The organism is Cellulomonas humilata, from assembly GCF_030814415.1.
GTDB classification, from domain to species: domain Bacteria; phylum Actinomycetota; class Actinomycetes; order Actinomycetales; family Cellulomonadaceae; genus Cellulomonas; species Cellulomonas humilata_A.
Genome location: NZ_JAUSVB010000001.1, coordinates 369,394 through 382,003, shown reverse-complemented (window position 1 = coordinate 382,003; position 12,610 = coordinate 369,394). Strand labels below are relative to the sequence as shown.

The following is a 12,610-nucleotide window of genomic DNA, read 5'->3' as shown; positions in this document are numbered from 1 at the left end:
AGCCTCTCGTACGATCCGGTGAGGAGAGAGGTGATGTGGTGACGGCCGAACCGGCGCTGACGCCTGGGGAGCGGCTCCCGCTCAGTCGCGAGCGCGTGCTGCGCACGGCGGTCGCGATCGCCGACGAGGACGGCATCGAGGCGGTCACGATGCGGCGGGTCGGTGACGAGCTGGGCGCCGAGGCGATGTCGCTGTACCACCACGTCGCCAACAAGAACGACCTGCTCGACGGCGTCGTGGACCTGGTGGCCGAGGAGATCAACGACGTCGTCGACGGTCTGGACACGTCGGGGCCCTGGCAGCCCGTCGTGCGCGCGCGGATCCTGGCCGCCCGCCAGGTGCTGCTCCGGCACCGCTGGGCTCCTGGGCTGCTCGCCACCCGCTCGACGCTCAGCCCGAACGTGGTGACCTACCACGACCGGCTCGTGGGCCTGCTGCACTCCGGTGGCTTCACGTACGACCTCGCCCACCACGCGCTGCACGCGCTCGGTAGCCGCGCGCTCGGGTTCTCCCAGGAGCTGTTCGACCCGGGCGCCGGGGCGTCCGCGGGGCCGCTGCCCGCGGAGCTGGCAGCCGCCGTGCCGTCGCTCGTCGCGATGCTGTCGGAGGTCGCGCACGACGACCCGGACTCGACCCTGGGCTGGTGCGACGACCAGACGGAGTTCGAGTTCGGGCTCGATCTCCTGCTTGACGGGCTGGATCGCCGGCGAACCCTCTCTTGACCAGACTTACGTTGTAAGCCACTGTGGCTTACAACGTAAGGAGGCGCCATGAAGGCGATCGTGCAGACTCGGTACGGCTCACCCGACACGTGCACGCTGGAGGACGTCGACGACCCGGTGCCGGCGTCCGGCGAGGTCACGGTCCGCATCCGCGCCGCGTCGCTGAACGCCCGCGACTGGCACCTCATGCGCGGCGATCCGTACCTCGCCCGGCTGGCCCCGGGCTTCGGGCTGCGCGCCCCGACACTGCGCATCCGCGGCTCGGACTTCGCGGGGACGGTCGAGGCCGTCGGCTCGGACGTGACCCGGCTGCACGTCGGCGACGAGGTGTACGGCCTGCGCGACGGCGCTCTCGCGGAGTACGTGTGCGCGCCGGAGTCGCTGGTGACCCGCAAGCCGTCGAACCTCACGTTCGAGCAGGCCGCGGCCATGCCCATGGCGGGGATGACGGCGCTGCAGGGGTTGCAGGGTCGCGTCGGTGCCGGGCAGCGCATCCTCATCAACGGCGCCTCCGGGGGCGTGGGGACGTTCGCCGTGCAGCTGGCGCACGCCTGGGGCGCCGAGGTCACGGCCGTGTGCAGCACCCGGAACGTCGACCTCGTGCGCTCCCTCGGTGCCGACCACGTCGTCGACTACACGCGCGACGACGCACTCCGAGCCGGCCATCGCTACGACGTGCTGTTCGACCTCGTCGCCAACCGCTCGCTGCGGGACCTGCGCCGGGCGCTGACGCCCACCGGGACGCTGATCCTGTCCGGCGGAGGCGTCTTCGACGGCGGCTCGGTGCTCGGTCCGATCGGTCTGCTCCTCCGCAGCAAGCTGACGGCACCGTTCGTCGGTCAGGAGGTCGTCGCGCTCTCGACGAAGCCCGGCGCCGAGCACCTCGACACCCTGCGCGACCTGGCCGAGGCCGGGACGATCGTGCCGGCCATCGACCGCACATACCCGCTGCCCGCCGCGGCGGACGCGCTGCGCTACCTCGAGAGCGAGCACGCTCGCGCGAAGGTCGTCGTCACGATCTGACCCGCCGACCACCGTGCGCATGTCCAGAAGATCACGAAAAGTCTGAAAGATCCTGCATGTGCGTATCACCCGGTCGGGGGAGACGGACTCGTCGCCGGGTGCCCGGCTACCGGTGGCTTCTCGCGGTCCCTATCGTGAGTACGTGAATCCGCTGAGCCGACGAGTGCGCGACTCCCGCGAGAAGGCCGGGCTGAGCCAGGGCGAGCTCGCGCGGCAGGCCGGCGTGCACCCGACGTACATCTCGCACGTCGAGAACGACCGTCGAGCTCTCGGGGAGGACGCGCTCGCCCGGGTGGCCGAGGTGCTCGGCGTCTCGGTGCCGTACCTGCTCGACGGCGAGCAGGCTCCCGACTACCGGTCCGCCGAGAGCGCCCTCGTCGAGGCGCGCCGGCTGTCGCGCATGGGCGAGGCGCGGGCCGCTGCCGACGTCCTCGCGCAGGTGGACGTGTCGGCGCTGGACGTCGACGCCGCCGCGCGGGTCGGGCTCGCGCACGCCGAGGCCCTCGACCTCGCCGGCGACCTCGAGGGATCGGTCGACGCCCTGGAGCGCCTCTGCGCGCGGCTGATGGACGCGCACCGGTACCTGCAGGCCGCGTACGCCGCGATGCGGATCGTCATGGCCCTCACCGAGATCGCGGACCTGCACCGGGCCGTCGCGCGCGGCGAGCACCTGCTGGCCCAGCTCCCGGCGTCGGTCGCGGGCAGCGACGAGGTGGTCCGGCTCGAGTCGACGATCATCTGGGCGTACATCGCCCGCGGCGACACGACGTACGCGCGCTACCGCGGCCGGCAGCTGCTCGCGCACACCCGGCAGCACGGGTCCGCCCGCGCGGTGTCGTCCGTGCACTGGAACCTGGCGTTCGTCGACGACGCGCTGGGCGATCCCGACGCGGCGCTCGCGCAGCTCGAGTCCGCGATCGCGCTGGCGGGCGCCGACGAGATCGACCGCGACCTGCCGCGCCTGCGCCTGGACCGGGCGTTCCTGCTCGTCTCCGTCGAGCCGCCGCGGGCCGAGGAGGCGCTCGCGGACCTCGACGCCGCGCAGACCGCCCTCGAGGTCAGTGAGTCACAGATCGAGCTGGCGCGCGCTGACTCCGTCCGGTCGCGGGCCTGGTTGCTGCTCGACGATGCGGCGACAGCGCAGCGGTACGCGACCAGCGCGGTCGAGCTGCTGCGGGAGGGTGTGCGCCGCGACTCGGCGTCCGCGCACGAGGCGCTCGGCGACGCGATGCTCGCCCAGCGGGCCCGGCCCGAGGCCGTCAAGGAGTACCGGTCGGCGGCCGAGCTGCTCGACATGATCTCGTCCGGACGGTCCGCCGCGGTGCTGTGGCGCCGCATCGGGGACCGCCTCCGGGTGGCCGGCGACGAGGACGAGCGGGTGGTCGAGGCCTACGGCCGCGCGCTCGCCGCAGCCGGGATCCGAGGTGTCCTGCCCCCGCCGCCGAGGGTGTGAGCACCCCATAACGACGATGTCTACCCCCTGGTGTCCTGCGTCATTGCGCCCTAGACACGGGCTAGGGACCATTCCAGGTGTACGGGAGAGTCCGGTACACCCTCGGAAAGGTCACCCTCATGAAGAAGCTCGTCGTCGTCGTCGTCCTTGCCCTCACCGCTTTCGCCGGTGTCACCAGCGCCACGGCGGCCTCCGGGGCCACCCAGCAGGTGGCCGCACCGTGCTGCAAGCACATCATCTGACGCCACCGACCGGACGCGCCGCCGCCCCCGCCCCCGCGGTCCGCGGCGCCGCGCCAGTCACAGCCAGAACGACCAGCTGGAAGGTCCCACGATGAAGAAGCAGAGCATCGCCATCGTCCTCGCCCTCGCTGCCCTCTCGGGCGTCGGGGGAGTCATCGCACCCGTGACCGACGACGCCCAGACGTTCGTCCAGCCGTGCTGCAAGACGGGCACCTGAGCGTCTCGGAGCACGCGGCGTCGCGCACTCCCCGCGTGCGGCGACGCCCTACCTCGTCCCGCCGGCCGGTGGGCGCCCCACGGGGAGCCCGCCGGCCGCTGGGCGCATGTCGCCCACGGTCCCGGCTAGCTGCCGAGCGCTCGTCGGCGACGCCAGATGTTCGCTCCCACGCCGAGGTTGACGAGGCCGATCGCGAGCGCGATCACGCCGTTGCTGCCACCCGGGGTCAGGGCGTAGACCAGCCCGCCGACGGCCGGGACCGCACCGCAGACGAGGTACGTCCACATCCGGCCTCGCGACGGAGGCAGGCTGACGGCTTCTCGCAGCGTCGGTCGCGGGGGCTGCTCGGTCCACGTCTGCGTCGGCCATGGGGTCTGCTCGGTCCACGTCGGTGTCGGCCGTGACGGGTCCGGCTCCCAGCCGTAGGACGGGTCGGGTGGGGTGCGGGTCAGCGCATCGAGCCAGAACCGGTCGACCGCGTCTGCCAGGAGCTCGGGCGCCACGCCTGGCGCCCGGACCAGCACGACCTCGCGGTCCTCGTGCCACGCGGCGTGTACGCCGGGCACCGTCGCGAGCATGTCTGCCGTGGCCTCCACGAGGGCGTGGTACGGGTGCGCCGCGAGGTCGCTGAAGCCCAGCTGGACGTCGGCACCGTCCTCGTCCGGATCGAGCTCTTCGATCCAGTAGAGCGGTTCGTCCTCGAGCACTCCGGCAAGTCTCTCCACACCGTCCAGTCGGCCGCGCGTGCGCGTTCCTTGAGCCGGCCGGGCTCCGTGTGTCACCCCGGCACCCCGGGACGGTCCGGCTCGTGCAGGATCAGCCCGGATCCAGGTGATTCTCAGGTTCGAGGATTCACCCGGAAGGACAGCCTGGACGTTTGACCAGCACCGCATTCGTGCCGCACACTCGTCCTGACGGTGCGCATCGCCTGCCCCCTGCGCGGTGCGCACCGTCTTCACGTCCGAAGAGCGGGACGGGTCCCCTGACCCGTCCCGCTCTTGGCGTCTGTGGGTGTGCCCGACCTGCTGCACCTCGGCGCGCCATGCCCGTGATCACGCGGCAGCGCGGTTAGCGTTCCCAGGGTGACCGTCCCCGTGCGCACCTCCGGCCCGGGACCCGACCAGGCTCCTGAGACCGGCGCAGACCCAGCCGACCGACCGATGCTCGTCGAGCCCCCGAGCCCCGCCGAGCTCCTCGAAGGATCCGTCGCCACCTGGCGGGCCGCCCTCGTCGAGGCCGCCGGTGGGTCGACCCTCGTCGACGTCGAGCTGCTCGGCGACGCCGCGCTGGACCTGTCGGCCGCGCACCCGTCGGGGATCTCCCAGCTGTACGCCGGCCGCGAGACCCGCCTGTCCAACCTGGTGCGCGAGGGTGCGGCCCTGTCGACCGCGCGACGCCGCGCCCGTGCCGTCAGCGCTCGCGCTGCCGTGTACGCCCAGCGGTACGGCATCGCGCCCACGTCGCTGGCCATCGGTGTGGCCACGTGGACCGAGCGCACCACCCCGGACATCGCCAGCGACGACGTCGCCGCGCTCGCGTCCGTGACCCGGCAGCGGACCCCGGAGGGTGAGCAGCCCGCGGACGCCGCACCCCGGATCGTGCGCGCTCCCGTGCTCCTGCGGCCCGTCACCCTGCACGCCCGCGGCTCCGGCGAGAGCGACTACGAGCTCGCCCTCGAGCCGTCGCTCGAGGTCAACCCCGTGCTCGCCCGTGCCCTGCGTTCGCGCGGCGCGCTCCTCGACCCCGGCGCGGTCGCGCGCGGCACGTTCACGTCCAACGGGTTCGACCCGCGCGGTGCGCTGCACCGGCTCGCGTCCCTGGGCGAGGCCGTCCTCGACGACTTCTCGATGAGCGAGCGCGTGGTCGTCGGCACCTTCGTGCACCCCGGCCAGATCCTCGTCGACGACCTCGACAACCTGTCCGGCACGCTCGAGCGCCACGAGGTGGTCTCCGCGCTCGCGGGCGTCGACGAGTCCCGTACCCGGCTGCGGCGCGTCCTGCCCGCACCCGTCCGCGGCGACCGCGACCCGGGCCACGAGCGTGGCGTCGGTGACCTCGACCCCGCGCAGCAGCACGTCCTCGACGTCGTGGCGACCGGCACGCACCTGTTCGTCGACGCCCCCGCCGGCGCCGACGTCACCGGCACCCTGGCCGCGCTGGTCGCCGACGCGGCGGCCACGGGCCGCACCGTGCTCTACGTCCCGGGGCATCGTCGTGCGGCCACGGCGCTCGCCGACCGGCTCGCCGCTCTCGGCCTCGGTGATCTGCTGCTCGACGTCGCCCCCGAGGCCGGCTGGCGGTCGGCGATCTCCCGTCGCCTGCTCGGCGCGATGACCCTCGAGGCGCCCACGATCGACACGAACGGTGTCGTCGCCCTGCGCAGCGAGCTCGTCAGCACGCGCGAGCGCCTCCGGGCCTATGTCGACGCCCTGCACGCGGAGCGCGCCCCGTGGGGTGTCTCGGCGTACGACGCCCTCCAGCAGCTGGCCCGCCTCACCTCGACCCGACCGACGCCCAAGACGACCGTGCGGCTGTCGCCCGACGTCGCACGCGTGCTCGACGCGCCGCGGCGCGTGGAGCTGACCGCCGCCCTGCTGCAGGCCGGCGAGCTCGGCGCGTTCCGGGTCCGGCCCACCGACACGCCCTGGTACGGCGCGGACCTGCGGACGCGGGCCGACGCCGACAACGCGGTGCGCCGGCTCGAGCGCCTGCTCGACTCCACCCTGCCGGCGCTGATCGAGCGGACCGCGCAGGTGGCCTCCGAGACCGGGCTGACGCAGGCGACCACCGTCATCTCCTGGGTCGAGCAGCTGACCATGCTCGACGGCGTCCGCGCGGCGCTCGACGTGTTCCAGCCCATCGTCTTCGAGCGCACCGCCGCCGACCTCGTCGCCGCCACCGCCACCAAGGAATGGCGTGCGGAGCGCGGCGTCGACATGGGCTACTGGCTGCGTCGGCGGCTGCGCAAGCAGTCCAAGGACATGGTTCGTCCCGGCCGGCCCGTCGCCGACCTGCACGCTCGTCTCCTCGAGGTGCAGGCGCAGCGCGAGGTCTGGCAGGCGCACTGCCCGTCCGGCGGGTGGCCGCGGCTGCCCGACGGCCTCGAGCACATCGAGGAGGAGTTCGCCGCCGTGCGCGCCGACCTCGACGCGCTCGACGAGGTGCTCGTCACGACGCCGGGCGGCGGTGGCCTGTCGAGCATGCCGTTCGCGGCGCTGACCGAGCGGCTGACGCGGCTGCGGTCCGACACCGACGCCCTCGCCGACCTCCCCGAGCGCACGGGGCTCCTGCACCGCCTCCGGTCCGCCGGGCTCGGCGCGCTCGTCGACGACCTGGCCACCCGCCGGATCGACCCCGCCCTCGCGCCGGCCGAGCTGGACCTGGCCTGGTGGAGCACGGTCATCGAGCAGATCCTCAGCGAGGACCCGGCGCTCGCCGGGTACGACGGCGCCGCGCTCGGTGCCCTGTCCGCCCGCTACGCGACGCTCGACCGCGCGCACGTGAAGAGCCTGTCCGGCCCTGTCCTCGGGGCGGTCGTCGGGCACGTCTCGCACACGCTGCGCCAGCACCGCGAGCAGGCCGAGGCGCTGTTCGCGGACCTCATCGAGGAGCGGCTCACGTCGCTGCGGGACACCGTCGTGCGGCACCCCGAGGTCGCCCGGCGCCTGCGTCCCGTGATCGCCGCCAGCCCCATGCTGGTCCCGCAGGTCCTGCCGCCCACGCGCACCGTCGACCTGGTCGTCATCGACTCCGCCGCGCACCTGCCCGTCGAGGTCGCCCTCGCGGCCGTCGCCCGCGGCCGTCAGGTCGTCGTCGTCGGAGACGCGCGCTGCGCCTCCGGCAGCGCCGTCCGGGAGCTCGCGGCCGTGCTGCCGTCGGTCGCCCTGCGTGCCGATTCCTCGCGCCGCGACCCGTACCTCACCGCGTTCCTCGCGGCCCACGGCTACTCCGGCGTGCTCCGCCCGACGCCGCTGCCGCAGCACCGGCCGCTCGTCAGCCTCGACGTCGTCGACGGCACCGGGATGCCGGACCCGACGACCGGGTCGGTCGACTCGACTCGCGAGGAGGTCGAGCACGTCGTCGAGCTCGTCCTCACCCACGCGCTGCTGCGACCCGACGAGTCGCTCGCCGTCATCACCGCGACGTCGACCCACGCGGAAGCCGTCCGCGAGGCGGTGCTGTCCGAGGTCCGCGGCAACCCCGCGCTCGCCGCGTTCTTCGACTCCGGCCGCGTCGACCCGTTCGTCGTCACCGACCTGCCCAACGTCGCCGGCCTGCGCCGCGAGGCGATCTTCCTGTCGCTCGGCCTGGGCCGGACCCCGCACCGCCGCGTCCTGCACACGTTCGGGCCCATCACCGGCCCCGGTGGCGACGCGCTGCTGCTCGACGCGCTCGGGTCCACCCGGCACCGGCTCACCGTCGTCTCGTGCTTCGGGTCCGACGACCTCGACCCCGAGCGGCTGCGCGGCCCCGGCCCGCGGCTCCTCGCGGACCTGCTCGCGTTCGCCGCCCGCCGCGGCGCCGGTCAGGACGTCGCCGACCTGGTGACCCCGCCCGAGCCCACCGACCCGCTCCTGCGGACGATCGCCGCCGCGACCGCCGCCGCCGACCAGGCCCTCGCCGCGGCCACCGAGCCCGACCGCCTCCTGCTCGACCTCGCCGAGCGCCTCTGGAAGCACGGTCTGCTCGTCGAGGCCGACCACGGCATCCCCGGTGGCGACCGGATCCCGCTCGTCGTCGGCCACCCGGACCTGCCCGGCGAGATGCTCGTCGCCGTCCTCACCGACGACGAGGAGTACACCGCCGAGCCCAGCGTCCGCGTCCGTGACCGCCTCACCGCCGACCGCCTCGAGCGCGTCGGGTGGAGCGTCATCCGTGTCTGGTCCGCCGCCGCCTTCATGGACCCGCAGGCCGAGGTGGACCGCATCCGCCGCGCCGTGCACGCCCGCGTGCCCGCACCGGCCGCGCCCCGCACCGCTCCTCTGCAGCTCGGCCTGATCGACGAGGCCGACGACATCGAGGAGCTGCCCACGCCCGCGTCGTCCGCCCGGTCGGCCGCTCGTGCCGCGGCCCGGGCAGCGGCCCATCCCGCCGAGCCTCGTCCGGCGACCGGGGTCTGGTCGACGATCGAGGTCGTCGAGGCGGTCTCCGCTGCACGAGCTGCATCGCCCGCTCCGTCCGAGCCCGGCGCCGAGCCCGCTCCTGCTGACGGGGGTGCCGCTCCCGCGGCTACCGACCCGGCCGGTCGATCCTCCGCCATCGCCGATGCCTCCGGCGACGGCGCCACGTCCGAGGCTGCCGACTCACCTGGTTCCGACGATGCCGCCCGCTCCGCTGGTGCCGCCGGCTCCGCTGGTGCCGCTGGGTCTGCTGGTGCCGCTGGTTCCGACCGACCTGCCGGTTCCGCCGGTGACGACCCGCGTCCGCCCAGCCGTGCGCTCCAGCTCGCGCTCGCGGTGCCCACCCGGCAGCGTCCCGACGTCCGTCGCGGTCTGCCGATCGGCGCGTACAGCGACGACCAGCTCGACGAGCTCGTCGCGTGGCTCCAGTCCGACGAGCAGGAGCGCACCCGCGAGCAGCTGGCCGCCGCCCTGCGGGACGAGCTCGGCATCACGCGCCGGTCCTACCGGATCGACACCGCAGTTCGGAGTGCCATCACCCGCGGGATGCACTGACCGGGTTCCTCCACCGCGCGCCGCGGGTGGGATCATCGGACGGTGACGTCGTCCGAGCCGCCCCAGGCCGCACCCGCACGCCGTCCGCGGCGAGCCGTACGGCACGCGGGCACCGTTGGCGGGGACGACGCCAACCTCGTCTCGACGCACCCCACACCGCGCGACGACGCGACCCGTGACGACGCGACCCGCGATCTCGTGGCCGGCGACACCGGGCACGCCTCCGGCGACGGGGGCGATGGCGGGACGACGAACGTCCGCCCTGCGCACGAGCCCGTGGTCGCGACGCGGAGCGCCGACGACTCCGATGTCGGGTGGGGCGACCGGGAGGCCGGCTCCAACGACGACCGCCTGCACCAGGACAAGCCGCCGCACTGGTAGCCCCCGTGTCAGACCCGCGCGAGAGGATCGCCGGGCCACCGACCATCCGCACGACCCGAAGGAGACACCCATGGCCGAGGTCCTGCTGTTCCACCACGCCCAGGGGCTCACGTCCGGTGTCCGGAGCTTCGCGGACACGCTCCGCGCCGCCGGGCACACCGTGCACGTCCCGGACCTCTACGACGGGCACGTGTTCGAGGACATCGAGTCCGGCCTGGCGTACGCCGACGAGGTCGGTTTCCCGATCGTGCTGGGACGGGGACAGGCCACCGTCGACACCCTCCCCGCCGGGCTCGTGTACGCCGGTTTCTCGCTCGGCGTCCTACCGGCGCAGATGCTCGCCCAGACACGCCCCGGCGCGAAGGGCGCCCTGTTCTTCCACTCGTGCGTCCCGACCGCGGAGTTCGACAGCCCGTGGCCCAAGGGCGTTCCGGTGCAGATCCACGGCATGGACGCCGACCCGTTCTTCGCCGGTGAGGGCGACATCGACGCCGCCCGTGCCCTGGTGAAGGAGTCCCCGGACGCGGAGCTGTTCGTCTACCCGGGCGAGGAGCACCTGTTCGCGGACGACAGCCTGCCCTCGTACGACCCTGCCGCCGCCCAGCTCCTCACCGAGCGCACGCTCGCGTTCCTCGCCGCCATCCGCTAGCGGAGACCAGCTCGCGCCGCGCACGGTGACGGTCGGAAGCCCGCCGCCCGACGGACTGAACGAACGGGTTCGTCGGCCACACCGTGCCGGTCCGGTCGCGCCCGCCGGGCCGAACGAACGGGTTCGTCGGTCGGGCAGGGCCAGCGCGGTATCGACCCAGCCATGGATCACGCAGGGTGCGTCCTTGCCGCCACCCATGGCTTGTTCGCGAACCGTCGGAGCCCGGGCCGAGGGGTGACGGCGGTCAGAGAGGCTTCGGCGGGGCCGCCGGGCCAGGCGGGATAGACGGCGGGAGGTCGGAGACCGGGGACGATCCGGGAGTGCCGATTCCCGTGCCCGCGGGGCCGGTCGCAGGTCCGGTGCCCGCGTCGTTGACGATCGCAGGCGTGAGGCGGTTGGCCAGCAGATCGCGGATCTCCTGCAGCAGCAGGATGTCCTCGGCGGGCGCGGCGGGCTCATCCTCCTCGCCGCTCTTGCGCCGGGCTGCCAGGGCGTTCAGCGGCAGCACGATGAGGAAGTAGACCGCCGCGGCGGTGAACAGGAACAGGATCAGTGCCTGCAGGATCAGGCCGAACGAGAACACGGCGTCGTTGATCGTGAACGACCAGACGTTGCTCAGGTCGGTCTGCCCGAAGATCGCCGAGATGAGCGGTCCGATCAGCCCGTTGACGATCGACGTCACCACCGCGCCGAACGCCGCGCCGATGACGACACCGACGGCGAGCTCGATCGCATTGCCTCGGCTGATGAAGTCCTTGAACCCCTGGAACACCTTCGCGGTGCCCTTGAGCCCCTCTCGTGCGCCGCTGATCCCTGTGCTGAGCCTGTCGGTCACGTTGCCCCCTCGGGCTGGCTGTGTCGGTGGTCCGGCGGCCCCGGGGCGGGGCGTCTCCGGTCGTCGATCATGGCACGACGACCGCGGACAGCAACGCGGACGCTGCAGCGCCGGCGAGGGCGGGCGCCTCGTCCGGGGACACCGCGAGGAGCACCGGGACGGAGTCGTCACCGGAACCACCGAGCCCCAGCGCGCTCGCGTTCGAGGCCGTCGGGCGAGCGACCGGCAGGACGAGGGCCCTCGTCGCGACCACCCCTCCCGGACCGCCCTCCGGGGTCGCGGCCAGCACGTCGACCCGCATCCCGGGCGAGAGCAGCCCGGCGACGGCCGGGTCGGCGAACCGGACGGTCGCGACGACGCTGCCGGGCGGACCGTGGACCTCGTCGGCGGCCAGCAGACCGGGAACCATCGGGGTGCCGGCCGCGAGCGGGACCGCGGTCGAGGCGTCGACGACGGCGCCGGGGTCGGACAGCGCGCCGTCCGGGACGACGGCGACCGGGAACCGCACCAGCCGGACGTCGGCACTGGTCAGGAGGGTCCCGGCCGCCAGCGCATGGGCCGCCACGAGCACGGGGGTGGTCGGCGGGTCGGCCGGGCGCAGCGCCTGGACCGTGCACGCCGCAGCGAGGCCGAGGAACGTCGCGCCGACGGCGAACCGCGAGCGCCACACCGTCGCCCGCAGCGCGAGCGCGAACGGTCGTCGGCGGTGGGGGAGCTTCGGCGGCCGGCCGGCGAGGAGGTGGGGGTGCATGACGGTCGACGGTAGGGGCGTCGGCCTCAGGGAGTTCGGTGGTCGACCCGCGGTGTGGACAGCGGGGGCGATCGGCGGGGCTGGGGACGGATCGCGCCAGCCGACCGACACCCGTGCCGCTTCGCCGTGCTGTCGCTGTGCGACGTCGGCCTCGTCACCGGCAGTGGCCGGCGCACGCCGCGCTGCCGGACTCGTCGCGGAACGAGATCGGCGCCCCCACCCGGAGGTGAGGACGCCGAGAGGCTCAGGCCCGAGGCGTCAGGACGAGGCCGCGGGCTTGGCTGCAGGAGCGGCCGAGGAAGGCATGGACGAGGAGGACGACGACGAGGCCGACGACGTCGACGGCGAGGAGGTCGACGCCGAAGTCGCGGCAGGCGTCGACGCCGCGGGGCTCAGAGCGGTCGACTTCGCACCGGCGCGCGCGTCGTTGCGGTAGAAGCCCGAGCCCTTGAACACGACCCCGACGGAGGAGAACACCTTGCGCAGGCGTCCCTCGCACTCGGGGCAGACGCTGAGCGAGTCGTCGCTGAACGACTGCACGATCTCGAAGGCGTGACCGCACGCCGTGCAGGCGTAGGCGTAGGTGGGCACTGAAGGTCTCCTGAGAGCGGTCGGAAAGGCTGGCACTCGCATCGTCCGAGTGCCAATCGTAACGGTTCGCT

At 73.8% G+C, this 12,610-nt stretch carries 12 protein-coding genes; 8 read left to right on the top strand and 4 right to left on the bottom strand.

Going from position 1 to position 12,610, the window contains the following annotated elements:
- Window positions 1-38: 38 nt before the first annotated feature.
- The 5 genes from J2X26_RS01690 (at window position 39) to J2X26_RS01670 (ending at window position 3,657) form a co-directional block, all read left to right on the top strand.
- On the top strand, window positions 39-722 hold the full coding sequence (locus J2X26_RS01690; RefSeq protein WP_307489264.1) for a TetR/AcrR family transcriptional regulator: 684 nt from the start codon (window positions 39-41) through the stop codon (window positions 720-722).
- Between the two features lie 48 nt (window positions 723-770).
- On the top strand, window positions 771-1,745 hold the full coding sequence (locus tag J2X26_RS01685; RefSeq protein ID WP_307489263.1) for an NAD(P)-dependent alcohol dehydrogenase: 975 nt from the start codon (window positions 771-773) through the stop codon (window positions 1,743-1,745).
- A gap of 142 nt (window positions 1,746-1,887) precedes the next feature.
- Window positions 1,888-3,198, top strand: a complete 1,311-nt coding sequence (locus J2X26_RS01680; RefSeq protein ID WP_307489261.1) for a helix-turn-helix domain-containing protein — start codon at window positions 1,888-1,890, stop codon at window positions 3,196-3,198.
- 119 nt (window positions 3,199-3,317) lie between these two features.
- Window positions 3,318-3,440, top strand: coding sequence for a hypothetical protein (locus J2X26_RS01675; protein WP_307489260.1), 123 nt, complete (start codon window positions 3,318-3,320; stop codon window positions 3,438-3,440).
- 91 nt (window positions 3,441-3,531) lie between these two features.
- Window positions 3,532-3,657: a hypothetical protein gene (locus J2X26_RS01670; protein WP_307489258.1), complete on the top strand. Its 126-nt coding sequence runs from the start codon at window positions 3,532-3,534 to the stop codon at window positions 3,655-3,657.
- Window positions 3,658-3,782: 125 nt separating this feature from the next.
- Here the strand turns inward: J2X26_RS01670 and J2X26_RS01665 are convergent, their stop codons facing one another.
- Window positions 3,783-4,364 carry a hypothetical protein gene (locus tag J2X26_RS01665; protein ID WP_307489257.1) on the bottom strand — a complete coding sequence of 194 codons (582 nt, stop codon included), beginning with the start codon at window positions 4,362-4,364 and terminating at the stop codon, window positions 3,783-3,785.
- A 375-nt stretch (window positions 4,365-4,739) separates the two neighbouring features.
- Between J2X26_RS01665 and J2X26_RS01660 the strand changes: the two genes are divergently transcribed.
- Genes J2X26_RS01660 through J2X26_RS01650 form a run of 3 tightly spaced genes read left to right on the top strand, consistent with a single transcriptional unit; the run spans window position 4,740 to window position 10,362 of the window.
- Window positions 4,740-9,332: a hypothetical protein gene (locus tag J2X26_RS01660; RefSeq protein WP_307489255.1), complete on the top strand. Its 4,593-nt coding sequence runs from the start codon at window positions 4,740-4,742 to the stop codon at window positions 9,330-9,332.
- Between the two features lie 42 nt (window positions 9,333-9,374).
- Window positions 9,375-9,713: a hypothetical protein gene (locus J2X26_RS01655; RefSeq protein WP_307489254.1), complete on the top strand. Its 339-nt coding sequence runs from the start codon at window positions 9,375-9,377 to the stop codon at window positions 9,711-9,713.
- The gene (locus J2X26_RS01650; RefSeq protein ID WP_307489253.1) at window positions 9,640-10,362 is read left to right on the top strand and encodes a dienelactone hydrolase family protein; all 723 of its coding nucleotides are present in this window, start codon (window positions 9,640-9,642) and stop codon (window positions 10,360-10,362) included. The genes J2X26_RS01655 and J2X26_RS01650 overlap by 74 nt, the downstream gene beginning before the upstream one ends.
- A gap of 244 nt (window positions 10,363-10,606) precedes the next feature.
- On the opposite strand, the gene mscL is transcribed toward J2X26_RS01650, so the two are convergent.
- From mscL to J2X26_RS01635, 3 genes are all read right to left on the bottom strand, one after another.
- Window positions 10,607-11,197 (bottom strand): large conductance mechanosensitive channel protein MscL, encoded by a 591-nt coding sequence (gene mscL / locus J2X26_RS01645; RefSeq protein ID WP_307489251.1) that lies wholly within the window; start codon window positions 11,195-11,197, stop codon window positions 10,607-10,609.
- A 67-nt stretch (window positions 11,198-11,264) separates the two neighbouring features.
- The gene (locus tag J2X26_RS01640) at window positions 11,265-11,948 is read right to left on the bottom strand and encodes an SAF domain-containing protein (protein WP_307489249.1); all 684 of its coding nucleotides are present in this window, start codon (window positions 11,946-11,948) and stop codon (window positions 11,265-11,267) included.
- Window positions 11,949-12,206: 258 nt separating this feature from the next.
- A complete protein-coding gene (locus tag J2X26_RS01635) occupies window positions 12,207-12,539 on the bottom strand; it encodes an FmdB family zinc ribbon protein (protein WP_307489247.1) in 333 nt (110 codons plus the stop codon).
- Window positions 12,540-12,610: the final 71 nt, after the last annotated feature.